Origin of the sequence: Ruegeria sp. MALMAid1280, assembly GCF_049195285.1 — a bacterium.
Classification (GTDB): domain Bacteria; phylum Pseudomonadota; class Alphaproteobacteria; order Rhodobacterales; family Rhodobacteraceae; genus Ruegeria.
Map to the genome: position 1 here is coordinate 41,369 of NZ_JBMIRT010000045.1, position 23,292 is coordinate 64,660.

Below are 23,292 nucleotides of genomic sequence, written 5' to 3' on the forward strand. Positions count from 1 at the left end.
GCAGTGAGGAGGGCTCAGTGGCCGTCAAGAAATCAAAACCCCGAGGTTTGGGCCGCGGATTGTCGGCCCTGATGGCAGATGTGACGCAGGAAGCCGAAGGTCTGGTTCCGTCAGAGCCCCGCCGGCCGGACATGAAAGTCCCGATTGAAAAGCTACGCGCCAACCCGAACCAGCCACGCCGGACGTTTTCACCGGATCAGCTGGACGAACTTGCAGCTTCGGTCAAAGAAAAGGGCATCATTCAGCCTCTGATCGTGCGCGAAATCAACGGTAGCGAATATGAAATCGTGGCCGGTGAGCGCCGCTGGCGGGCTGCCCAAATGGCGCAGCTGCATGATATTCCGGTGATCGTGCGAAACTTCGACGATACCGAAGTGCTGGAAGTCGCGATTATCGAGAACATTCAGCGCGCAGACCTGAATGCCGTCGAAGAGGCGGCGGGCTACAAGCAACTGATGGACCGTTTCGGGCACACGCAGGAGAAGCTCGCCGAAGCGCTGGGTAAAAGCCGCAGCCATATCGCAAACTTGCTGCGGTTGTTGTCTCTGCCGCTGGATGTGCAGACGCTGGTGATTGAAGGTAAGCTGTCGGCGGGCCACGCGCGGGCGCTGATTACGGCGGAAAACCCGTCTGAACTGGCAAAAATCGTTGTGCGCGATGGGCTGTCGGTGCGCGCGACCGAGGCGCTGGTGAAAAAACAGCAGGGTGATCCGGCCAAGTCTGCGCCACGGTCCAGAAACCTGGATGCGGGCAAGGATGCGGACACGCGGGCGCTGGAAAAGGACCTTTCCGCGATCCTGGCGATGAAGGTTGTAATCAACCACAAAGCTGGAACTGAAACCGGTCAGGTGGTTCTGACTTATGAAAACCTGGATCAGCTGGACGATCTTTGCGCCAAGCTCAGCCGTTAGGCCGGGTCCAGATAAAGATCATCACTCCGCTCAGCACCACGGCCTGAATGATCAGGACATGAGAAGGCAGGGCAAGTAGGACAGACAGGCCGAACACGGCGGCGATCGAAAGGGTCGCCGCTTTTTTTGCGCCCGGACGAATGGCGCCAGAGCTTTGCCAATCGACGATCAGCGGCCCGAATGATCGATGCGTGACCAGCCAATTATGCAGGCGCGAGGAGGAGCGGGCGAAGAAGAACGCCGCCAAAAGCAGAAATGGCACCGTCGGCAACAGGGGCAGAACGATGCCCACCATCGCAAGCCCGACGCAGATCAATCCCAGAATGGCCCAGAAATATTGCATCATCTATCCCAACAATTCCCGGATCACCGCATTCAGCACGGCGCGCCCGTCTTTGGTCGCAACCAGCCGCCCATTTGTCTGTTCGATCATGCCCAATTCAACCAGATCAGACAGCTTGTCCTGCGGCAGAGGTTGATCGGACAATGCGTTGAACCTATCAATATCTAGACCTTCAGTCACTCTTAGACCCATCATAAGGTATTCGTTGACCTGATCTTGCGGTGAAAGGACGGCGCGCTCTTTTTCTCCGGACCCGTTTTCAACGGCGTTCAGCCAAGCATTTGGAGACAGATAGGTTTCCGTCGCGAGTTTTCGACCGTTCAGAGTAATACGCCCATGTGCCCCGGGGCCGATACCGACATAATCGCCATAACGCCAATAGATCAGGTTGTGCTGCGATTCCGCGCCGGGCCGTGCGTGGTTTGAAACCTCATAAGTGGGCAGGCCATGCGCCTCGCAGATCTCTTGCGTAGCCAGATACATGTCGGCGGCGCTGTCATCCTCGGGCAACCCGCGCAGTTTTCCGATGGCATAGCGGTCGCCGAAGGCGGTGCCGTCCTCGATGGTCAGTTGATACAGCGACAGGTGATCGACGGCCATCGACAGCGCCTCGGTCAGTTCCTTGCGCCAGGCCTCCAATGTCTGATGCTGGCGGGCGTAGATCAGGTCAAAACTGACCCGGTCAAAACAAGCGCGGGCGATGTCAAAGGCGGCGCGGGCATCGGCGACTGTGTGGATCCGACCCAGTCGGCGCAGGTCTTCGTCATTCAGGGCCTGCACACCCATCGAGATTCGGTTCACGCCAGCGTCACGATAAGCGGCAAAGCGACCGGCCTCAACCGAACCAGGATTAGCCTCGAGCGTGATTTCCATGTCATTGGCAGGCCGCCACAGGGCGCGGGCCTCATCAATCACCGCAGCGACCGTTTCAGGCTCCATCAGGGACGGGGTGCCGCCGCCGAAAAAGATCGTGTTCAGGACACGGTCATGGATTTCGGCGGCCGAGCGGTGCAATTCGCTTAGATACGCGTCAAGCCATTGTTTTTGATTAATATTTCTGGAAACATGGCTGTTGAAGTCGCAATAGGGGCATTTGGCCTCGCAAAAAGGCCAATGCACATACAGGCCAAAGCCCCCGTTGCGCCAATCATCCGCCAAAACAGCCCTTCACGAACATCTCCACCGCGCGACCGCGATGGCTGATCTTGTTCTTTTCCCAGCGATCCATCTCGGCGAAGGTAATGTCGTACCCGTCGGGAACAAACATCGGGTCATAGCCAAACCCGCCTTCCCCGCGGATCGGCCAGACCAGATGGCCAGGGGCGATGCCCTCGAACACCTCGTCATGCCCGTCAGGCCAGGCCAGAACCAGCGTGCTGCGGAATTGCGCGGTGCGGGGGTGCGGGGCGTCTTTCGCCTCAAGCTCATTATGGGCGCGGGTCATCGCCATCAGGAAATCGCGGCCATTGCCGGTTTCGGCCCAATCAGCGGTGTAGACGCCGGGCGCGCCGTCCAGCGCGTCGATGGTGATGCCGGAATCGTCCGACAGGGCAGGCAGGCCGGTCGCCTTGGCCGCAGCATGCGCCTTGATCCGGGCGTTGCCGACGAATGTGTCCTCGGTCTCTTCTGGCTCGGGCAGGTTCATTTCTGCCGCGCCAACAACGGTCACGCCAAAAGGTTCAAGAAGATGCGCCATCTCTTCAAGCTTGCCCTTGTTATGCGTGGCCACCAGCAGCCTGTCGCTGTCGAACCTGCGGGTCATTCGGTGGCGGCCTTTTGCGCAGCGGCCAGCTGGGTCACGCCACTTTCGGCCAGATCCATCAGTTGATCCATCTGGGTGCGGCTGAACACCGAGCCTTCGGCGCTCATCTGCACTTCGATCAGTTTACCGGAACCGGTCATGATGAAGTTGCCATCCACGCCGGCCTCGCTGTCTTCGGGATAGTCGAGGTCCAGCACCGGCTGACCGGCGTAGATACCGCAAGAAACGGCCGCAACAGGGTCTACCAAGGGGTCCGAGACCACGTCGCCCGCCTTCATCAGCTTGTTCACCGCCAGACGCAGCGCGACCCAGCCTCCGGTGATCGACGCACAGCGGGTGCCGCCATCGGCCTGGATCACGTCACAGTCGACGGTGATCTGACGCTCACCCAGCGCAACCCGGTCCACACCGGCACGCAGAGCACGACCGATCAGACGTTGGATTTCCACGGTGCGGCCGCCTTGTTTGCCGCTGGCGGCCTCGCGGCGCATCCGTGTGTTGGTGGCGCGGGGCAGCATCCCGTATTCGGCAGTGACCCAACCGAGGCCCGAGCCCTTGATGAACGGCGGCACGCGATCCTCGATCGTGGCGGTGCACAGCACGTGGGTGTCGCCCATTTTGATCAGGCAGGAACCTTCGGCATGTTTGGTAAAGCCCGTTTCGATTGAAACCGGGCGCATTTCGTTTAGATCACGTCCTGAGGGTCGCATGGAAAATCCTTTGTTTGCTGGGTTGGGGATAACGCCCCGCGGCGTTACGATGCAACCCCGATTGACCTTTCATTTGCCTGCGATTTAATGACGACCCAGCAGGGGGCCGCCGATGAGCGAAGCAAGTAAAATTCTGAACGAGATGAATGACCGCTCGCGTGAGGTGTTTCGGTTGATCGTCGAAAGCTATCTGGACAGCGGGGAACCGGTGGGAAGCCGCACCCTGACCCGCACCCTGTCGGAAAAGGTCAGCGCCGCGACTGTGCGCAACGTGATGCAGGATCTGGAGTATCTGGGCCTTTTGGACAGTCCGCATGTCAGTGCCGGGCGGATTCCGACGCAGCAAGGGTTGCGGATGTTCGTTGATGGGCTGCTTGAGGTTGGCGATCTGGGCGCGGAAGATCGGCAGAAGCTGGATGAGACTTTAGGCTCTAACGCGGGCGATGTGGGCGGAATGCTGGACCGGGTGGGGTCGGCCTTGTCACACGTGACGCATGGGGCCTCTCTGGTCTTGACGCCCAAGCATGAATCCGAAATCAAACATATCGAGTTTGTCTCACTGGCCCATGACCGTGCTTTGGTGGTTCTGGTGTTTGCAGACGGTCACGTGGAAAACCGCCTGTTCACGCCTCCGCCCGGGCAGACGCCCAGTTCAATGCGTGAAGCGGCGAATTTTCTGAATGCGCTGATCGAAGGGCGCACGCTCGGCGAAGTGCGCCGTCAGATGCAGACGCAGATCGATGCCCGCAAGCAAGAGATCGACGTGCTGGCGCGGGAACTGGTCGAAAGCGGCATGGCGGCCTGGGATGGGGACGGGACCGACTCGGGGCGATTGATCGTGCGCGGGCGGGCGAATCTGCTGAATGAACCAGGTCAGGAAGAGGAGCTGGACCGTATCCGATCGCTGTTTGACGATCTGGAACGCAAGCGTGACATCGCAGAATTCCTCGAATTGACCGAAGAAGGCGAGGGTGTGCGCATTTTTATCGGCTCTGAGAACAAACTTTTCTCACTTTCGGGTTCCTCTTTGGTGGTGTCTCCATATATGAACGCTGATCGAAAGATAATTGGTGCGGTCGGGGTCATCGGGCCCACGCGTCTGAATTATGGACGGATCGTGCCGATCGTGGATTATACGGCGCAACTGGTCGGCAAGCTGATATCCGACCGGAGCTAGAGGGTAAGAGATGGCAGAGCCCAAGAACGAAGAATTTCTGGACGATATCGCAACCGCCGAAGCGGAAGAGCTGGCTGAAGAATTCGCGGAGATTGCCGGCGAAGCACTGGAGCTGGATGAGCTGCGTGCCGAGCGCGACGATTACAAAGACAAGTTCATGCGCGCATTGGCAGACGCCGAGAACGCGCGTAAACGCGGTGACAAGGCGCGTCGGGATGCGGAACAGTATGGTGGGTCGAAACTGGCTCGTGACATGCTGCCGGTTTACGACAACATGAAACGCGCGCTTGAGGCTGCGACCGACGAGCAGAAAGAGGTTGCCGCCGGTCTGCTGGAAGGGGTCGAACTGACCATGCGCGCGCTGAAGGACGTGTTCCAGAAGCACGGGATTGAGGTGATCACCCCCGAAGTTGGTGATCGGTTTGACCCGAATATCCACGAAGCGATGTTCGAGGCCCCGGTGCCTGGAACCCGCGCAGGTGACATCATTCAGGTTTCGGCTGAAGGCTTCATGCTGCATGACCGCCTGCTGCGTCCGGCGCAGGTGGGTGTGTCTTCGACGCCCGCCAGCTGATTGGCTTCAAAGAAGCCAAGCCTTCGGCGAGAGTATTTTGGAAAAGATGAAGGGGCGGTCAGGATCTGGCCGCCTCTTTCAGTTTGTAGATCAAGTCCAGCGCTTCGCGCGGGGTCAGTTCGTCCGGCAGGATCTCATTCAGCATATCCGTGACGGGTGAGGCTTTGGGCGCCGCAGGTGGCGGCGGTGGCGCGGCAGAGAACAGGGGTAGGTCGTCGATCAGGGCCTTCTGCTTGCCACCTTCGCGTTCGGTTTTCTCCAGCTGATCCAGCACCACACGCGCGCGGTCCACAACCGAGGCGGGCAGGCCGGCCAGTTGGGCGACCTGCACCCCATAGGACCGGTCGGCGGCGCCTTTGTGTACCTCGTGCAGGAAGATCACCTCGCCTTCCCATTCCTTGACGGCGACTGTGGCGTTGTCGACGCCCTCAAGATTACCGGCCAACGCGGTCAGTTCGTGGTAATGCGTGGCGAACAGCGCGCGGCATTTGTTGGCGGCGTGCAGATGTTCCAGCGTGGCCCAGGCGATCGACAGGCCGTCATAGGTGGCGGTGCCGCGGCCTATTTCGTCCAGAATGACCAGCGCGCGGTCATCTGCCTGATTGAGGATCGCGGCGGTTTCGACCATTTCGACCATGAAGGTCGAGCGGCCACGGGCCAGATCGTCCGAGGCTCCGACCCGGCTGAACAGCTGGCTGACCACGCCGATATGGGCCTGCTCGGCAGGGACGTAGCTGCCGATCTGAGCCAACAGTGCGATCAGGGCGTTCTGGCGCAGGAAGGTCGATTTACCGGCCATGTTGGGACCGGTCAGAAGCCAGATTGCCGCGCCCTGATCGGCGCTGAGGTCGCAATCATTGGCAATGAATGCATCCCCGCTTTGCTGGCGCAACGCGTGTTCGACGACCGGGTGGCGGCCACCCTGAACATTGAAGGCGCGGGATGCGTCCACTTGCGGGCGGCACCAGTTTTCTCCGCGCGCCAAGTCCGCCAGTGCGGTGGTCAGGTCCAGTTCGGCCAGCCCCCTGGCGGCTTGGTTGAGGCGGGCAGCGAGGGCCAGAATTTCGTCAGAAAGCCTTTGATAGAGCCGCTTTTCGATCTCGAGCGCCAGATTCCCGGCGTTCAGGATGCGGGTTTCGATTTCCGAAAGCTCTACGGTGGTGAACCGGACCTGATTGGCCGTGGTCTGGCGGTGGATATAGGTTTCGGAAAACGGCGGGTTCAGCATCTTCTCGGCATGGGTGGCCGTGGTTTCGATGAAATAGCCCAGCACGTTGTTGTGCTTGATCTTCAACGAGGTGATGCCGGTATGTTCCGCGTATTTCTGCTGAAATCCGGCGATGACCGAGCGGCCTTCGTCGCGCAGGGTGCGGGCTTCGTCCAGTTCGGTGTCGAAACCGGGGGCGATGAAGCCGCCGTCACGGGCCAGAAGGGGCGGTTCGGCGACCAGGGCCCCGTCCAGCAGGTTCAGCAGATCGCCAAAACCAACAAGGTTTTGCAGGGCGGTGGCCAGCAACACAGGCAGGTCCTGACCCTCGCAAATCGCGGCTATCGCTGCGGCCTGGGTCAGCCCGTTGCGGATGGCGGCCAGATCGCGGGGTCCGCCGCGGTCCAGCGACAGGCGAGATAAGGCCCGGTCCAGATCAGGGGTTTTGCGCAAGGCCTCGCGCAGGTCCGAGGCGGTCAGGCTGTCTTCGGCGGCAAAACTCACCGCGTCGAGCCGGGCATGGATCACATCCAGATTGCGCGAGGGGCTGGACAGCCGTTGTTCCAGCAGGCGCGCGCCGCCCGGCGTCACGGTCCGGTCGACCACGGATAACAATGATCCGGCGCGACCTCCGGACAGGGACCGGGTCAGTTCCAGGTTGCGGCGCGTGGCGGCGTCAATCTGCACCACACGGTCTTCGGATTCCTTCAGCGGCGTCTGCAGCAGCGGCAGTTTGCCCTTTTGGGTGATCTCCAGATAGTCGATCAGCGCGCCCATCGCTGACACCTCGGCGCGACCAAACGACCCAAACGCATCCAGCGCACCCACGTGGAACAACCCGCAGATGCGCTTTTCCGCCGCCGTGCTGTCGAAACTGGCGCGTCCGATGGGGGTCAGCGAGATGCCCAGATCTCGGGTGGGTTCGTGCAGCGCGGCCTCAGACCCGTCGGCCACGATCAACTCGGACGGGGCCAGCCGCGCCAGTTCGGGGCTGAGGCGGACAGAGGTCAGAGGCATCACGTGAAACGCGCCGGTCGAGATATCGGCCCAGGCCAACGCGGCCTCATCCCGAACCTCGGCATAGGTGGCCAGAAAGTTGTGTCGGCGGGCTTCCAACAGGGCGTCTTCGGTCAGCGTGCCGGGTGTCACCAGCCGCACGACATCCCGCCGAACCACTGATTTAGAGCCTCTTTTCTTCGCCTCAGCCGGGCTTTCCATCTGTTCGCAGACGGCGACGCGAAAGCCTTTGCGGATCAGGGTCAGCAGATAACCCTCGGCGGAATGGACCGGCACGCCGCACATCGGGATATCGTCCCCATTGTGCTTGCCGCGTTTGGTCAGGGCGATATCCAGCGCCTCGGCGGCATTCACCGCGTCTTCGAAAAACATCTCGTAGAAATCGCCCATGCGATAAAACAGCAGGGCGTCCACATGGGCCTCTTTGATCTCGAGATATTGCGCCATCATCGGCGTGACTGTGGACAAAAGCGGCCCCCTTCTGGCGTATTCCGGGCGCGACCTTACAAACCCGTCCCCTGCGACGAAAGGTGAAAACGTAATGTCGTTGAGGCGCGCCTTAGCCTGCGCTATGACGCAAAAGCCCAACAGATGTAAAGAAACGACATTTCCGATGCCCAAAACGAAGATCACCAAAGAAGAGGCGCTGGCCTTTCACCTCGACCCGACCCCCGGCAAGTGGGAGGTGCAGGCCACCGTTCCCATGACCACGCAGCGCGATCTGTCGCTGGCCTACAGTCCCGGTGTGGCCGTTCCATGTGAAGCCATCGCCGAAGCGCCCGAGACTGCGTATGACTATACCAACAAGGGCAATCTGGTGGCCGTGATCTCGAACGGGACGGCGGTTCTGGGGCTTGGGAACCTTGGCGCGCTGGGCTCGAAACCGGTGATGGAGGGGAAATCCGTCCTGTTCAAACGGTTCGCGGACGTGAACTCGATCGATATCGAACTGGACACCGAGGACCCGGACGAGTTTTGCCGCGCCGTACGTCTGATGGGGCCGACCTTTGGTGGCATCAACCTCGAAGACATCAAGGCGCCCGAGTGTTTCATCATCGAACAGCGCCTGAAGGAAGAGATGGATATTCCGGTTTTCCACGATGACCAGCACGGCACGGCGGTGATCTGCGCGGCGGGTCTGCTGAACGCGCTGCATATCTCGGGCAAAAAGATCGAGGACGTGAAAATCGTTCTGAACGGTGCGGGTGCGGCAGGGATTGCCTGTATCGAACTGCTCAAGTCGATGGGTGCGCGGCATGAGAACTGCATCGTCTGTGACACCAAGGGCGTGATCTATCAGGGCCGGACCGAGGGGATGAACCAGTGGAAATCGGCCCACGCGATCACCACCGACCTGCGGACATTGGAAGAGGCCATGAAGGGCGCGGATGTGTTCCTTGGCGTGTCGGTCAAGGGCGCGGTGACGCAGGAGATGGTTGCCAGCATGGCCGACAACCCGGTGATCTTTGCGATGGCCAATCCCGACCCCGAAATCACGCCGGAAGAGGCGCATGAGGTCCGCGTCGATGCCATCGTCGCGACGGGGCGCAGCGACTATCCGAACCAGGTGAACAACGTTCTGGGCTTCCCCTACCTGTTCCGAGGTGCGCTGGATATCCATGCCCGCGCCATCAATGACGAGATGAAGATCGCCTGTGCCCACGCGCTGGCCCGACTGGCGCGCGAGGATGTGCCGGACGAGGTTGCGATGGCCTATGGCAAGTCGCTGACCTTTGGCCGCGACTACATCATTCCCACTCCGTTCGATCCGCGCCTGATCCACCGCATTCCGCCCGCCGTTGCCAAGGCCGGCATGGAAACCGGGGCGGCGCGCCGTCCGATCATCGACATGGACGCCTATGAACTGAGCCTCAAATCCCGCATGGACCCGACCGCCAGCATTCTGCGCGGCCTGAACGCGCGGGCGCGTCAGGCGCAAAGCCGGATGATCTTTGCCGAGGGCGACGATCCCCGCGTGCTGCGCGCGGCGGTGACTTATCAGCGGTCTGGTTTCGGCAAGGCGCTGGTTGTGGGCCGTCCCGAGGACGTGAAACAAAAGCTGGAAGAGGCCGGTCTGGGCGACGCGGTGCGCGAGCTTGAGGTGGTGAATGCCGCCAATACCGCGCATCTCGATACCTATAACGACTTTCTCTACAAGCGGTTGCAGCGCAAGGGCTTTGATCGCAAGGATATTCACCGGCTGGCGGCGCGCGACCGGCATGTGTTCTCTTCGCTGATGCTGGCGCATGGGCATGGCGACGGTCTGGTGACCGGGGCCACTCGTAAATCGGCGCATGTTCTGGACCGGATCAACCACGTATTCGACGCCGACGCGGCGCATGGTGCCGCCGGGGTGACCGCGCTGCTGTACAAGGGGCGGATTGTCCTGATCGGCGATACGCTGGTGCACGAATGGCCCGATCAAAACGATCTGGCCAATATCGCCGAGCGTTCCGCCGCCGTGGCCCGACATATGGGGCTGGAGCCGCGCGTGGCCTTCGTCAGCTTCTCGACCTTCGGCTATCCGGTCTCAGAGCGGGCCGAGAAGATGCACGTCGCCCCGACCGTTCTGGACCAGCGCGGCGTTGATTTCGAATACGAAGGCGAGATGACCGTGGATGTGGCCCTGAACGTGGATCAGCAGGCAGGCTATCCGTTCCAACGCCTGACCGGACCGGCGAATATCCTGATCGTTCCGGCGCGGCACTCGGCATCGATTTCGACCAAGCTGATGCAGGAAATGGGCGGCGCGACTGTCATTGGCCCGATCCTGTCGGGTGTCGACAAGCCGATCCAGATCTGTTCGACCGTGTCGACGGCGAATGACATCCTGAACATGGCCATCCTGGCCTCGTGCGATATTTCGGGCAAGCCATGACGATCTGGAACCTCGGCTCGATCAACGCGGACATGATCTATGACGTGCCGCACCTGCCTGGGCCGGGAGAGACCCTTTCGGCCAATCGTCTGGATCGGTTTCTGGGCGGCAAAGGCGCGAATATGTCCGTGGCTGCCGCCCGGGCCGGGGCGCAGGTGGCGCATATCGGTGCCGTTGGGCCGGACGGGCTCTGGGCGCGGGATCGGTTGACCGAATATGGCGTGGATACGCGTCACATCGCTGAGGTCGATGTGCCCACCGGGCACGCCATCATTGCGGTGGATGCGCAGGGCGAAAACAACATCATCCTGTTTCCGGGCTCGAACCACGCAATCACGCCGGACCAGCTGGGGCAGGCGTTGTCCTCTGCATCGCAGGGCGATCTGCTGGTGATGCAGAACGAAACCACCCTGCAGGTCGAGGCCGCAAAGATGGCGCACGCGCTGGGTCTGACCGTCTGTTACGCCGCAGCCCCCTTTCAGGCCGCGGCGGTGCAGGCCGTGTTGCCCTATCTGGATTTCCTGATCCTGAATGAGGTCGAGGCCGAACAGCTGCGCGACGCCACCGGGCAATCGGTGACCGATCTGAAGATCGAACATGTGATCGTAACGCTGGGTTCAAAAGGCGCGCGGTATTACCTTCGCGGTGAGGTCTCGGATTTTCCTGCCCATAAGGTGCAGGCGGTGGATACCACCGGCGCCGGCGATACGTTCACCGGCTATGTTCTGGCCGGGATGGATCGGGGAATGCCGATGGCGCAGGCGATCCAACAGGCAAATCGTGCCGCGGCCCTGATGGTCACGCGGCACGGAACGGCGGATGTGATCCCCGACCTCAAAGAGGTGCACGAGGCGAGGTTCGATTAAGGCCCGGCGAACGGTGCCGCGCTGCCCCAGAGTTGCTTAATCCGGGCATCGCGGCCGCAGGCTTTGCGATAGGCTTTGTAGGCGCTGTGCTGGCGCTTGGGGCCAAAGCGGGTCAGGACCAGCTTGGTGCCCTTGTAGTAATCCTGATGATAGGCCTCGGCCGGATAGAACGCGCCCTGCTGCAGGATAGGCGTGACAACCGTTTGCCCCAAGGTGCGTTGCGCATCCGCCTTAGCCTGTTGTGCCAGCGCTTTTTCCCCTGTGTTAGAGACGAAAATCGCCGTCCGATAGCTGTTGCCCCGGTCGCAGAACTGACCGCCTGCATCGGTTGGATCGACCGAGCGGAAGAACATGTTCAGCAGCGTTTCACGAGAAACGCGCGCCGGGTCAAAGGTGATCTGGACCGCCTCGTAATGGCCGGTGCCGCCTTTGGTGACCTGATCATAGGTCGGGTTGGCGGTCTTGCCGCCGGTATAGCCTGAGACCGCACCGATCACGCCCGGAACGGATTCGAAATCGGATTCGACGCACCAGAAACAGCCCCCCGCAACGGTCAGGGTCTCAGTCCCCGCAGCCGGTGCAGGCGCGGCGCGCAGCAGAGCGGCCAGTGCGATCAACGCAATCAGCAGCGTCGGTTTGACGAAGTCGAGATAAGCGATGCGGGTCATGGCAGGGCTCCTTTCGGGATCAGGCTGCCCTGACTTATGCACCGGCGCAATCCGCTGACATGGTTTGTCACGCGGTGGTGAGACGAGTTTATCGCTCTAGCCCAGAAGTTGCCCCAGCTTCATCGCCACACCCATATTGCCCGAGATCTTGAGCTTGCCCAGTGCCACCCCGGTCATCGGGTTCAACTTGCCGGTCAGCAGCTTGGTCAGATTGTCATGCGAGATGCGGATGGTGCAGTCGGTGTCGCGATCCTGGGTGGAGGCCTGATTGTCGGCCAGCACGATGACACCGTCATCGCCGCAGTCGAATTTCAGTGAGCCTTCAAAGCTGCGCCCGACAAGGTTTTTCTGAATACCATCGGCAATAACGGCAAGTGTCATAGGGTCCCTCCTGTTTCAGCCCAAAGGGTTAGGGGGCAGTCGGGGCGCAGGCAATAGCCCGCGCCTAGTGACCTTGGGTCAGGGATTTCAGGTTTTCCTGACGGTCTTTGAAACGGGGATGGGTGCTGAGCCAGTCCGTCTCCTGATCGCCGAATTCCTGTTCCAGCAGGTCGAAGAAATCCGACAGGCCGTTGGGATCGAACCCGGCCTTGCGGGCCAGATCAACGCCGAACCGGTCAGCGGCCAATTCGTGCTGGCGGGAATAGGACAGGGACAGGATCAAGTTGCCTTCCAGCAGCACCTGTTCCAGCACCGGGCCGGTATCGCCGGCCATCATCCCGATCAGCACAAAAGCCCCGAGCGAGCGGTAGATCTGCGTCAGTCCGTGCTGTTCCGCCACATGCCCGATCTCGTGCCCGATCACCCCGGCCAGCGCGTCGGTCGAGACCCGCCGCACCAGTTCGTCGGTTACCACGATAGTGCCGCCCGGCAGCGCAAAGGCATTCGGGCCCATGCCGGGCAGGTCGCGGAATTTCAGGGTGTAATCGTGATCCTCGGCCGCAGGACCCAGTGCCGCCAGAACCCGGTCAAAACTGTCCTGAACTTCGGCTTTGTCACTGTCGCTCAGGGCGCTGGGCTCGGTCATGATCTGATCCAGCGCCTGCATTACCCCCGCATCAATCGCGGTGACCAGCGGCGGGGGCGTCATCCACACCGCCAGCGCCACCAGCACCGCCAGCCCGTATTTCCACACACCCCAGACCGCGACCAGACAGGCCAGCGTGACGACGATCAAACGGGGGTGAAACTTTTCGGCGTGGTGCAGATGCGATCCGCTGGTGTCGGCGATCAGATGTTCAAGTGCGGCGTGTTGGTCGGTCAGAAACAGGGTGCCATCGGGGAAATTGATCCGCCGTTCGGTCGCGCCGACGCGGGTCTCGACCGACAGCTCCCCGGGGGCGCAGCGGGTCTGGATTTGGCCCTGTTCGTCAATCAACCAGACGGTATTGGCGCCCACCGCCAGCCGCACCGGGATCTCGCGCGAACTGAGAGGCGGATAGGCGCGCCCGCGGACAGGCGCGCCGATATCATCGGGCAGCGTACCCAAAGGTCAGACCGCAATGCCGATATCGAAGCCCTCGATATCTCCGTAAGCGTCGCCAATGGCGCTGACTTGCGCGCTGACGTCGCCAACGAAATCATCCAGCGGACCGGAAGGGATGAAGGTGGTGTGATTGGCCAGATAGCGCACCCGGCGTACATGCGCCCAGGGCAGCATCAGGCCCAGTGTCACGCCGACAACCACTGCGTTCGACACGGAAATCCACAGCAGATGCAGGGCGCTTACATCCGAATAGAACCGGTGCCCGTCGCCCAGAATGGTATAGTTGTAGACCGTGTTGCGCACCATGGCGTGATAGATGATCAGCGCAGGCACCATTACCACGATCAGGAAACCGTAAAGCGACAGTATAATCATCAGCGCGGCAATATCCGCGTCGCCACTTTCCAGTGACTTGAAGGCTTCCAGGGTTCCGACATTCACGCCAACAATCGCCAAAAGCGCCGAAAGCCCAACGATCACCCAAAGGGCGGCGCACAGAAATGCCTTGTAAAACGGCCCGATCGGACTGTCGAAGGACATTTTGGTCTGTCCGAATGTATGCCCGTTCACGTGGAACCGTTGAACGGACCGGGTGACAAAAGGCCAAGTGGTATAGGCCGTCAGCGCGGCCAGAAGCGGATACAGGAAGTAATTGGCCGCTGCCGATCCCCATGAGCCCTGAAAATCAAACCGGACATTGGACCAACTGGACATCCGCGCCTGAAATCTTAGCGAGCGCACCAGCAGGTAGGGGATCAGGAACACCAGCCCCAGCAGCATGGCCAGGTTCACCAATGGGATTGCACCCAGAATGGTGTAGGCGACGATCCCGGCGATCACGATGATCCGCCCGATCAGAATCTGCAACCCGGTGGCATGGTAGTCAAAGCTGCGTCCGGCGACATAGGTGTTCTGATAAAAATATTTCTTGGTGCGCACCTTGGCCCAGGCGCTGTAGATGCCAAAGGTCAAAAGCGACAGCAGCAGGTTGACGATCCAGATGCCAAAATATTCCGAGGCCGACCCCCGAAACTCAAACTCTGCCGGGGGTTCCTGTTGCTGATCTGCCTGCATGAATGCCTCAATTGGATTGAATGAATAACGGGCCGGTCCTTTGCAGGGCCGACCCGGTCTATGTGTTCAACCAACTGGGCAATTCTGCGGCAAAGTTGCGACCCAACCGGTCAATTCAACTTTTTCGTGCGGCAGAGCCATTATTTCAGGCGCTTGTCCCGTGCGGCCAGCAGCTTCAGGCGCAGCGCGTTCAGCTGGATAAAGCCCGCTGCGTCTGTCTGATCATAAGCACCGGCGTCTTCTTCAAAGGTTACATGCGCCTCGGAATACAGCGAGTGATCCGACCAGCGGCCCACGGTCGAGGCCAGACCTTTATAGAGTTTCACCTTCACGGTGCCGGTGACATGTTCTTGCGACTTGTCGATCGCGGCCTGCAGCATTTCACGCTCGGGCGAGTACCAGAAACCGTTATAGATCAACTCGGCATATTGCGGCATCAGCTGGTCTTTCAGATGCATCGCGCCGCGGTCCATGGTGATCGACTCGATCCCGCGGTGGGCTTCCAACAGGATGGTGCCGCCGGGGGTTTCATAGATGCCGCGCGACTTCATACCGACGAAACGGCCTTCGACCAGATCGAGACGGCCAATGCCGTGCTTGCCGCCATATTCGTTCAGCTTGGTCAGGATGGTCGCCGGGCTCATCGCCTCGCCATTGATGCTGACCGGGTCGCCTTTTTCAAAGCCGATCTCAATGAATTCGGGCTCGTTCGGGGCGTCCTCTGGGTGGACGGTGCGCTGATAGACATAGTCGGGCGCCATATCGGCGGGGTCTTCCAGAACCTTACCTTCCGACGAGGTGTGCAGCAGGTTGGCATCGACCGAGAACGGGGCCTCACCGCGTTTGTCCTTGGCAATCGGAATCTGGTTCTGCTCGGCAAATTCCAGCAGCTTGGTGCGGCTGGTCAGGTCCCATTCCCGCCAGGGCGCAATCACCTTGATGTCGGGGTTCAGCGCATAGGCCGCCAGTTCGAACCGCACCTGATCGTTGCCCTTGCCGGTCGCGCCGTGGGCGACCGCATCGGCACCGGTTTCTTCGGCAATCTCGACCAGACGTTTCGAAATCAGCGGACGCGCGATCGAGGTGCCCAGCAGGTACAGGCCTTCGTACTGCGCGTTGGCACGGAACATCGGGAAGACGAAATCGCGGACGAACTCTTCGCGGATATCCTCGATATAGATGTTCTCGGGCTTGATCCCCAGCAGCTCGGCCTTTTGGCGGGCGGGCTCCAGCTCCTCGCCCTGACCCAGATCGGCGGTGAAGGTGACAACCTCACAGCCATACTCGGTCTGCAACCATTTCAGGATGATCGAGGTATCAAGGCCACCGGAATAGGCCAGAACAACTTTCTTGGGCGCGGACATCTGACTTCCCCTTATGCGTAGAACGCTTGGCCCCTAACGGGTTTTGAAAGCGGGGGCAAGTTATCTGCGTTGACGGGGCGCGGGAATTGCGGTGAAACGGGTGCAAAGAGAACAAGGATTGGTTGAGAGGGCGGTTTTCGGATGTTGGGCTGGCAGATTTTTGTGCATTCGGTGCGGATGGTTTTTCGAAACCTTCAAGCGGCTCTACAGATTGGGTTGGTACCAAATGTGGCCGCAGCTGTGCTTAGCTTCGCTATTCTGTATTTTACCGGATCCAATGTAGAGCTTGTGGACGGATCAGAGCTGGCTACATCACCAGTTCAGGTGTTTCTAAGCATTGTGGTCGCACTGATGAATTTGGTTGTGACCGTTTGGATATTCGTTGCCTGGCACCGGTTTATCTTGCTTGAAGAATACCCCAAAGGCTGGATTCCTCCGTTCCGAACAGACCGATTGTTTGACTATATCGGATACACATTTCTTTTGATCGCGATTTGTGTCCTTGCAGCGATCATTTTTGCGATTCCTGTTATAATCGTCGCAGTGTTGATTTCTCTCAGCCCGGTGTTCAGTTGGTTACCCGCAATCCTACCGCTTTTCGTCGTCATTGTCCTTTATGCCGTATTTCTGAGGCTCGGGGCTGTGCTCCCGGCAGCTGCGATTGGTAAGACTATCGGTTTTAAAGCAGTCAAAGAGGCAACTGCCGGTCACAACGCTGTTTTCTTCGCCATAGCTGTGATCATGTTTGTCGTTCAAATTGCTGTGCTACTCTTTCTTGTTCAAGCCATTCAGTTTCTTCCGGTTGTCGGAATTGCGAGCCAAACAATCATTGGACTTATCGGGTCTCTGATCAACGTCAGCGTCCTGACCACCATGTACGGCGTCTTCATCGAAAAACGCGAACTCGCCTGATCCGCGTACACATATGTATTCCTTGCTCTTTTAGTCGGGATAGGCCAGTGAACGGGTCATGACTGATTTCATGACCCGCGCCCGCGCTGCCGAACAGGCAATGCGCACCGTGTTTCCGCCCACACCGCTGCAGCGGAACGCCCATCTGTCCGATCGCTATGGCGCGGATATCTGGCTTAAGCGCGAGGACCTCAGCCCGGTGCGGTCGTATAAGATCCGCGGTGCGTTCAACGCCATGCGCAAGCAGCAGGGGCAGGACCTGTTCGTCTGCGCCAGCGCGGGCAACCACGCGCAGGGCGTGGCCTATATGTGCAAGCATCTGGGCGTGCGCGGTGTGATCTTCATGCCGGTGACGACGCCGCAGCAGAAAATCCAGAAGACCCGCATCTTTGGCGGCGACAATATCGAGATCCACCTGACCGGCGACTATTTCGACGACACTCTGGCCGCGGCGCAAGCTTGGTGCGCACAGCAGGGCGGGCATTTCCTGTCGCCTTTCGACGATGAGGATGTGATCGAAGGGCAGGCTTCGTTGGCGGTTGAGGTTGAGGCTCAGTTAGACGGTCTGCCCGATCATGTGATCCTGCCCGTGGGCGGCGGTGGCATGTCCTCGGGCGTGGCGACGTGGTTCGGGGACCGGACCCATTGTCTGTTTGTTGAACCCAAGGGCGGGGCCTGCCTGCACGCGGCAATGGCGGCGGGGCATCCGGTGGCGCTGGATCATATCGACAATTTCGTCGATGGCGCGGCGGTGGGGAAAATCGGCGCGAAACCGTTCGCCCTGCTCAAGGATCGCCATCTGTCCGATGTGCATGTTCTGTCCGAAGATCGCATCTGCACCACCATGATCGAGATGCTGAATGTCGAAGGCATCGTGCTGGAGCCCGCCGGCGCGCTGGCGATCGAAGCGCTGGGCGATATCCAAAGCTTTATCCGCGGCAAGACCGTGGTTTGCGTCACCTCGGGCGGCAATTTCGATTTCGAACGTCTGCCCGAGGTCAAGGAGCGGGCGCAGCGTTATTCCGGCGTCAAAAAGTACTTTATCCTGCGCCTGCCGCAGCGCCCCGGCGCGCTGAAGGAATTTCTGAACATTCTCGGCCCCGAGGATGATATCGCCCGGTTCGAATATATGAAGAAATCGGCGCGTAATTTCGGCTCGGTCCTGATCGGCATCGAAACCCGCAAACCCGAGAACTTCGCCCGCCTGTTCGCGCATCTGGATGAGGCCGGGTTTACCTATACCGACATCACCGAAGACGAAACATTGGCGCAATTCGTCATCTAGGCCAGGTTCGCGGCCTTGTCAGTCAGGAACACGGCGCGAGAGTCGTCATAGGTTTTCAGGATCGCGGGCAGATCGACCTCGGCCGCATTTCCTGCGGCGGCGTTGCGTTCGGCATCCTGACACAGGCTTGAGAAGCGGTTGAACCCAAGGCTCAGCGCGCTGCCCTTGAGGAAATGCATGTTCTGCTCGAACTCGGCCCGGGTTGTGTCCCGGTGCACCCGTTCGATGGTTTCCTGCACCTCGTCCAGAAAGATCTGCACCACCTCGTCAAACTCATCTGCGCCTACCTCATCCCGCAGCTGTCTGACCCTGGACCAGTCGATCATGTTCGGCGCCTCCACACACATCGCGACATGACCTGTCGTACCCTATGGCCGGTAAAGAGGGGGTTAAGCAACGCAAACAGAACGCCTTCACGGGATGTTAAACCGCCGCGCGCTAGGGTCGGTGCGTTCAGTATGGTCGCAGTTCAGAGGGTACAGGTGACAGAAGGCAGTCAGGCAGAGGCCAGGACAGAGCTGGATTTTGGCGCGATCCAAAAGGTGCTTGTCGTCGATGACAGCCGCCTGCAACGGCGGATTCTGGTGGCCTCTCTGAAAAAATGGGGCTTCGACGTGCTTGAGGCCGACAGCGGTGACATCGCGATCGAGATCTGCCAGACCAACCCCCCGGATCTGGTGGTCAGCGACTGGGTCATGCCGGGGATGAGCGGGCTGGAATTCTGCCGCGCGTTCCGGGCGCTGGACAGCGAGCAGTACAGCTATTTCATCCTGCTGACCTCGAAAAGTGAAAAGCAGGAGGTGGCAAAGGGTCTGGATGCCGGCGCCGACGACTTTCTGATCAAACCGCTTGAGGCGGATGAACTGCGCGCGCGCATTTCGGCCGGGGCGCGTATCCTGGACATGCAGCGCGAGCTGTCCGAGAAGAACCGGATGATCGAAACCGCGCTGGAAGAGCTGCGCGTGGCGCATGATGCCATCGACAAGGATTTGATGCAGGCCCGGAAAATTCAGGATTCGCTGGTGCCGGAACTGACGCGTGAATTCGGCAAGTCGCGGGTCAGCATGTTGCTGAAACCCTGCGGTCATATTGGCGGCGATCTGGTGGGGATGTTCTCGCCCGGGGTTAACCGGCTGGGGTTCTACAGCATCGATGTGTCGGGTCATGGCATCACCTCGGCGATGATGACGGCGCGGCTGGGCGGCTATCTGTCCAGCAAGCATTTCGAACAGAACGTGGCGATGGAAAAGCGGTTCGACAAATTCTACGCGCTGCTGCCGCCCGAACAGGTGGCCGAGATGCTCAATTGCCGCCTGATGGCGGATGCGGGGGTCGAGGAGTATTTCACCATGGTTTACGCCATCGTCGACCTGCGCAACGGGCATCTGAAGATGGTGCAGGCCGGGCATCCGCATCCGCTGGTGCTGCGCCACGACGGCAGTACCGAGTTTCTGGGCGAAGGCGGGCTGCCCATCGGGTTACTGTCGGATGTTTCGTTTCAGCAGATCGAAACCTATCTGCAGCCCGGCGACAAGCTGCTGTTGTATTCGGATGGCTTTACCGAATGCGGCCTCGAGGGGGGCGGATTGCTGGAGGAAGAAGGCCTGCGCCAGATGGCCGTTGAATGCGCGCCCGGCCGCAGTGGAACCGAGTTTCTGGACGACATGTTCTGGCGCCTGACACAGGTCATGGCCCCCGGCAGCGGCATGGATGACGACGTGTCTGCCGTGTTTTTCGAATATGACGGACCTTAAAGGGCGTTCAGATGTTGGCTGGCAAAGTGGCGGTCGCCTGCATTGCCCAGCATCTGACAGGCATCTGCGGTATCCATCCACAACGCCTCGTGAAACGGCTCGGTCGGCGGGCCGATGCGGCGCACGGGGCGGGCTCGGTAGATCAGGCAGACCTTCTCGGCCCACAGATCGTATTCGGGCATGAAAGTGAACCGCCGGAACGCGCCGATACGGCGGGGATTGGCAACCAGCCAGCCGGTTTCCTCGAACACTTCGCGGTGCAGGGCGGTGATGGGTGATTCGCCCGGGTCGATTCCGCCGCCGGGCAGTTGCAGATCGGGGCCGGGCTCCATCTGGCAGGTCAGCAAAAGGTGCCGGCCGCGCGGCAATAATGCATAAACACCCACACGTCTGATGTATTTCTGCCCCGCTTGCGGGGTTTCACCGAACCGTCTGATCATGTATGGCCCCTTACAACCCGAATTGTTCGACCTATATGCTGGCGGTATGCCAACCTGTGGCGTGTAAGGAAACCCCATGTCTCTTGGAACGAAAATCGCGTGGGACGATACCGTCCTGCCCTTTCAACTTGATATATCGGATATGCGCGGCCGCGTGGCCCGTCTGGATGGGGTGCTCGACGGCATCCTGAAGCAGCACGACTATCCGGAAAAGGTCGAGGCGCTGGTGGCCGAGATGGCCCTGCTGACCGCGCTGATCGGCCAGACCATTTCGCTGCGCTGGAAACTGTCGTTGCAGGTTCAGTCCAAGGGTCCGGTGCGCATGATCGCGACCGACTATTATGCCCCAAAGCAAGAGGGCGAGCCGGCCCGCATCCGCGCCTATGCCAGTTTCGACCGCGACCGCCTGACCGATGGCGCACCGTTCGATCAGGTGGGCGAGGGCTATTTCGCCATCATGATCGACCAGGGCAAGGGCTCGCAGCCTTATCAGGGGATCACGCCGCTGGCCGGTGGATCGATCTCTGCCTGTGCCGAGGCGTATTTCGCGCAATCTGAACAGCTGCCCACCCGCTTCTCGCTGAGCTTTGGTAAATCGACCGAGCCGGGCGTTGGCGAACATTGGCGCGCGGGCGGGGTCATGCTGCAGCACATGCCCAAAGCCTCGCCCTTTGTGGCGACCAGCGAGGGCGAGGGCCAAATTCTGACCGCCGAAGATCTGGTGGATGGCGAAGAGGGCGAAAACTGGGGTCGCGTCAACATCTTGCTGGATACGGTCGAAGATCTGGAACTGATCGGGCCGTCGATCGCACCCACCGACCTGCTGGTCCGACTGTTTCACGAGGAACAGCCGCGGGTCTATGACGCGCAGGCGGTGCAGTTCGGCTGCACCTGTTCCGAGGAGCGCGTGCGGCAAAGCCTGTCGATCTATTCGGCCAAGGACATCGAAAAGATGACCACGCCCGAGGGCAAGGTGACCGCCGACTGCCAGTTCTGCGGTGCCCATTACGTGCTGGAACCGGGCTCGGTCGGCTTTGATGCGGACGACGCCTGATCCAACCGAACAGCTGCGGGCGGCGCTCAGCCGCCCCGGTCCCGGCTCGAGCGATTTCGACCTGAACCCGGAAACCGTTCTGCCCGAGGGGCGCAAACTGCGCCCGGCGGGGGTTCTGGTGCCGGTCTCGGTTGCGACCGGCACGCCGCGGGTGATCCTGACCAAACGCTCCTCGGCCCTGAAACACCACCCCGGCCAGATCGCCTTTCCCGGTGGTAAGCAGGATGAGGGTGACGTGGACGTCACCGCCACCGCCCTGCGCGAGGCGCAAGAGGAAATCGGTTTGCCGCCCGACCTGCCCGAGATTCTGGGGCATCTGCCGACCCATGAGACCGTCACCTCATTTACAGTGACACCGGTGGTGGCGATCCTGCGCGCGCCGTTCCAACCGATCCCGGAGCCGGGTGAAGTGGATGAGGTGTTCTCGGTTCCGCTTGCACATGTGCTCAACCCCGCGAATTATATCGTTGAATCGCGCCGCTGGCGGGGTCACAAAAGGTATTATTATACTGTGCCGTTCGGTCCTTATTACATCTGGGGCGCGACGGCCCGGATGTTGCGGGGACTGGCAGCGCGGATGAGTGAATGACGCAAATTTCAGAAGGCTGGGTTTCTGATCCGGCTACACAAAAGGTTTGCGCGGCCCTGACCGGGGCCGGGGCACAGGCGCTGTTTGTGGGTGGCTGTGTTCGCAACGCCCTGCTGGGCGCGCCGGTCTCGGATATCGACATCGCCACCGATGCCCACCCCGAGCGGGTGATGGAACTGGCGCAGGCGGCGGGTCTCAAGGCCATTCCCACCGGGATCGAGCATGGCACCATCACCGTGGTCAGCGGCGGCGCCCCGCATGAGATCACCACCTTTCGCCGCGATGTTAAAACCGATGGGCGCCGGGCTGTGGTGGCATTTTCCGACACCGTGGAAGAGGACGCCGCACGCCGCGATTTCACCATGAACGCGATTTACGCCCGGCCCGACGGCACCGTGCTGGATCCGCTGAACGGTCTGCCCGACCTGCTGGCGCGGCGGGTGCGGTTCATCGGCACTGCCGAAAATCGCATTCGCGAGGATTATCTGCGTTCGCTACGCTATTTCCGGTTCCATGCCTGGTATGGCGATGCCGAGGCCGGGTTCGACCCGGACGCGCTGGCGGCAATTGCGACCAATTTGGACGGTCTGGACGGTCTGTCCCGCGAACGGGTCGGGGCCGAGCTGCTGAAACTGCTGGGCGCACCGGATCCCGCACCCTCGGTCGCGGCCATGCGTCAGGCGGGTGTCCTGGCCCGGTTGGTTCCGGGGGCTGCGGACCGGTCTCTGGCGCCTCTGGTCGCGTTGGAACACCAGGCCGGGGCCGCGCCCGAGCCAATCCGCCGTCTGGCCGCCATCGCCACGCCCGAGATCGCCAAAACCCTGCGCCTGAGCAGGGCACAGTTGCAGCGGCTGACCCGGATGCGGGATGAGGCTTCAGGCACCGCCAGCATTGCCGAACTGGGCTTTCGCTATGGCGAAAAGGGCGGGATGCACGAAACCCTGCTGCGCTGCGCCTTTTTGGAGCAGCCCTGGTCCGAAGACCTGCGTCAGGATTTGCGCAAGGGTGCGGTCGCCGATTTTCCGGTTCAGGCCACTGACCTGATCCCCGGTTTCACCGGCCCCGCGCTGGGCAAGAAACTGGCCGAGCTTGAGGCCCGCTGGATCGCCTCTGGGTTTTCCCTGACCCGCGAAGACCTGCTGGGCGGCTGAGACGAAGTCTCAAAAAGGGATGACAAATAAAGAATAGTGTGGTTACGTTCGCGTGTTACCTGATTTGGAG

General features: G+C 60.6%; 23 protein-coding genes. 11 read left to right on the forward strand and 12 right to left on the reverse strand.

The window, feature by feature from the left end; translation table 11 throughout:
* Positions 1-17: 17 nt before the first annotated feature.
* Positions 18-911, forward strand: a complete 894-nt coding sequence (locus tag ACOQFT_RS09170; RefSeq protein WP_421597633.1) for a ParB/RepB/Spo0J family partition protein — start codon at positions 18-20, stop codon at positions 909-911.
* Here ACOQFT_RS09170 and ACOQFT_RS09175 read toward each other — a convergent pair.
* Genes ACOQFT_RS09175 through rph form a run of 4 tightly spaced genes read right to left on the reverse strand, consistent with a single transcriptional unit; the run spans position 901 to position 3,726 of the window.
* Complete coding sequence (locus ACOQFT_RS09175) at positions 901-1,254, reverse strand: YbaN family protein (RefSeq protein WP_421597634.1); 354 nt, start codon at positions 1,252-1,254, stop codon at positions 901-903. The two genes, ACOQFT_RS09170 and ACOQFT_RS09175, sit on opposite strands and share 11 nt — an antisense overlap.
* A gap of 3 nt (positions 1,255-1,257) precedes the next feature.
* Positions 1,258-2,412 carry a radical SAM family heme chaperone HemW gene (gene hemW, locus ACOQFT_RS09180; protein WP_421597635.1) on the reverse strand — a complete coding sequence of 385 codons (1,155 nt, stop codon included), beginning with the start codon at positions 2,410-2,412 and terminating at the stop codon, positions 1,258-1,260.
* Positions 2,402-3,016 carry an RdgB/HAM1 family non-canonical purine NTP pyrophosphatase gene (gene rdgB / locus ACOQFT_RS09185; protein ID WP_421597636.1) on the reverse strand — a complete coding sequence of 205 codons (615 nt, stop codon included), beginning with the start codon at positions 3,014-3,016 and terminating at the stop codon, positions 2,402-2,404. The genes hemW and rdgB overlap by 11 nt, the downstream gene beginning before the upstream one ends.
* On the reverse strand, positions 3,013-3,726 hold the full coding sequence (rph, locus tag ACOQFT_RS09190; protein ID WP_421597637.1) for a ribonuclease PH: 714 nt from the start codon (positions 3,724-3,726) through the stop codon (positions 3,013-3,015). The genes rdgB and rph overlap by 4 nt, the downstream gene beginning before the upstream one ends.
* Positions 3,727-3,838: 112 nt before the next feature.
* Here rph and hrcA point away from each other — a divergent pair, with 112 nt between their 5' ends.
* Both hrcA and ACOQFT_RS09200 read left to right on the forward strand, forming a co-directional pair.
* Positions 3,839-4,903 carry a heat-inducible transcriptional repressor HrcA gene (hrcA, locus tag ACOQFT_RS09195; RefSeq protein WP_421597638.1) on the forward strand — a complete coding sequence of 355 codons (1,065 nt, stop codon included), beginning with the start codon at positions 3,839-3,841 and terminating at the stop codon, positions 4,901-4,903.
* Positions 4,904-4,913: 10 nt separating this feature from the next.
* Entirely contained in the window at positions 4,914-5,477 is a 564-nt protein-coding gene (locus ACOQFT_RS09200; protein WP_421597639.1) for a nucleotide exchange factor GrpE, read from the forward strand.
* Positions 5,478-5,535: 58 nt separating this feature from the next.
* On the opposite strand, the gene mutS is transcribed toward ACOQFT_RS09200, so the two are convergent.
* A complete protein-coding gene (gene mutS / locus ACOQFT_RS09205; protein ID WP_421597731.1) occupies positions 5,536-8,151 on the reverse strand; it encodes a DNA mismatch repair protein MutS in 2,616 nt (871 codons plus the stop codon).
* 163 nt (positions 8,152-8,314) lie between these two features.
* Between mutS and ACOQFT_RS09210 the strand changes: the two genes are divergently transcribed.
* The gene (locus tag ACOQFT_RS09210) at positions 8,315-10,579 is read left to right on the forward strand and encodes an NADP-dependent malic enzyme (RefSeq protein ID WP_421597640.1); all 2,265 of its coding nucleotides are present in this window, start codon (positions 8,315-8,317) and stop codon (positions 10,577-10,579) included.
* Positions 10,576-11,445: a ribokinase gene (locus ACOQFT_RS09215; RefSeq protein WP_421597641.1), complete on the forward strand. Its 870-nt coding sequence runs from the start codon at positions 10,576-10,578 to the stop codon at positions 11,443-11,445. Before ACOQFT_RS09210 ends, ACOQFT_RS09215 begins: the two co-directional genes overlap by 4 nt.
* On the opposite strand, the gene msrA is transcribed toward ACOQFT_RS09215, so the two are convergent.
* The 5 genes from msrA to ACOQFT_RS09240 all read right to left on the reverse strand — a co-directional run bounded on the left by msrA (position 11,442) and on the right by ACOQFT_RS09240 (position 16,037).
* Positions 11,442-12,113 (reverse strand): peptide-methionine (S)-S-oxide reductase MsrA, encoded by a 672-nt coding sequence (gene msrA / locus ACOQFT_RS09220; protein ID WP_421597642.1) that lies wholly within the window; start codon positions 12,111-12,113, stop codon positions 11,442-11,444. The two genes, ACOQFT_RS09215 and msrA, sit on opposite strands and share 4 nt — an antisense overlap.
* A 96-nt stretch (positions 12,114-12,209) precedes the next feature.
* On the reverse strand, positions 12,210-12,494 hold the full coding sequence (locus tag ACOQFT_RS09225; RefSeq protein ID WP_421597643.1) for an SCP2 sterol-binding domain-containing protein: 285 nt from the start codon (positions 12,492-12,494) through the stop codon (positions 12,210-12,212).
* Positions 12,495-12,558: 64 nt separating this feature from the next.
* On the reverse strand, positions 12,559-13,602 hold the full coding sequence (locus ACOQFT_RS09230) for a M48 family metallopeptidase (protein ID WP_421597644.1): 1,044 nt from the start codon (positions 13,600-13,602) through the stop codon (positions 12,559-12,561).
* Positions 13,603-13,605: 3 nt separating this feature from the next.
* On the reverse strand, positions 13,606-14,673 hold the full coding sequence (locus ACOQFT_RS09235; protein WP_421597645.1) for a YjgN family protein: 1,068 nt from the start codon (positions 14,671-14,673) through the stop codon (positions 13,606-13,608).
* Positions 14,674-14,813: 140 nt separating this feature from the next.
* Positions 14,814-16,037 carry an argininosuccinate synthase gene (locus ACOQFT_RS09240; protein ID WP_421597646.1) on the reverse strand — a complete coding sequence of 408 codons (1,224 nt, stop codon included), beginning with the start codon at positions 16,035-16,037 and terminating at the stop codon, positions 14,814-14,816.
* 141 nt (positions 16,038-16,178) lie between these two features.
* Here ACOQFT_RS09240 and ACOQFT_RS09245 point away from each other — a divergent pair, with 141 nt between their 5' ends.
* Both ACOQFT_RS09245 and ilvA read left to right on the forward strand, forming a co-directional pair.
* Positions 16,179-16,949: a hypothetical protein gene (locus ACOQFT_RS09245; RefSeq protein WP_421597647.1), complete on the forward strand. Its 771-nt coding sequence runs from the start codon at positions 16,179-16,181 to the stop codon at positions 16,947-16,949.
* Positions 16,950-17,007: 58 nt separating this feature from the next.
* Complete coding sequence (gene ilvA, locus ACOQFT_RS09250; RefSeq protein ID WP_421597648.1) at positions 17,008-18,234, forward strand: threonine ammonia-lyase IlvA; 1,227 nt, start codon at positions 17,008-17,010, stop codon at positions 18,232-18,234.
* Here the strand turns inward: ilvA and ACOQFT_RS09255 are convergent.
* On the reverse strand, positions 18,231-18,560 hold the full coding sequence (locus ACOQFT_RS09255; protein WP_421597649.1) for an Hpt domain-containing protein: 330 nt from the start codon (positions 18,558-18,560) through the stop codon (positions 18,231-18,233). The two genes, ilvA and ACOQFT_RS09255, sit on opposite strands and share 4 nt — an antisense overlap.
* A gap of 132 nt (positions 18,561-18,692) precedes the next feature.
* Here ACOQFT_RS09255 and ACOQFT_RS09260 point away from each other — a divergent pair, with 132 nt between their 5' ends.
* Positions 18,693-19,988 carry a PP2C family protein-serine/threonine phosphatase gene (locus ACOQFT_RS09260; protein ID WP_421597650.1) on the forward strand — a complete coding sequence of 432 codons (1,296 nt, stop codon included), beginning with the start codon at positions 18,693-18,695 and terminating at the stop codon, positions 19,986-19,988.
* On the opposite strand, the gene ACOQFT_RS09265 is transcribed toward ACOQFT_RS09260, so the two are convergent.
* Positions 19,985-20,428 carry an NUDIX hydrolase gene (locus ACOQFT_RS09265; RefSeq protein ID WP_421597651.1) on the reverse strand — a complete coding sequence of 148 codons (444 nt, stop codon included), beginning with the start codon at positions 20,426-20,428 and terminating at the stop codon, positions 19,985-19,987. The genes ACOQFT_RS09260 and ACOQFT_RS09265 overlap by 4 nt on opposite strands.
* A gap of 76 nt (positions 20,429-20,504) precedes the next feature.
* On the opposite strand from ACOQFT_RS09265, the gene ACOQFT_RS09270 reads away from it, so the two are divergent.
* The 3 genes from ACOQFT_RS09270 to ACOQFT_RS09280 are packed head-to-tail and all read left to right on the forward strand — an operon-like array spanning position 20,505 to position 23,222.
* The gene (locus ACOQFT_RS09270) at positions 20,505-21,482 is read left to right on the forward strand and encodes an Hsp33 family molecular chaperone HslO (protein WP_421597652.1); all 978 of its coding nucleotides are present in this window, start codon (positions 20,505-20,507) and stop codon (positions 21,480-21,482) included.
* The gene (locus tag ACOQFT_RS09275) at positions 21,466-22,071 is read left to right on the forward strand and encodes a CoA pyrophosphatase (protein ID WP_421597653.1); all 606 of its coding nucleotides are present in this window, start codon (positions 21,466-21,468) and stop codon (positions 22,069-22,071) included. Before ACOQFT_RS09270 ends, ACOQFT_RS09275 begins: the two co-directional genes overlap by 17 nt.
* Complete coding sequence (locus ACOQFT_RS09280) at positions 22,068-23,222, forward strand: CCA tRNA nucleotidyltransferase (protein WP_421597654.1); 1,155 nt, start codon at positions 22,068-22,070, stop codon at positions 23,220-23,222. The genes ACOQFT_RS09275 and ACOQFT_RS09280 overlap by 4 nt, the downstream gene beginning before the upstream one ends.
* Positions 23,223-23,292 lie beyond the last annotated feature (70 nt).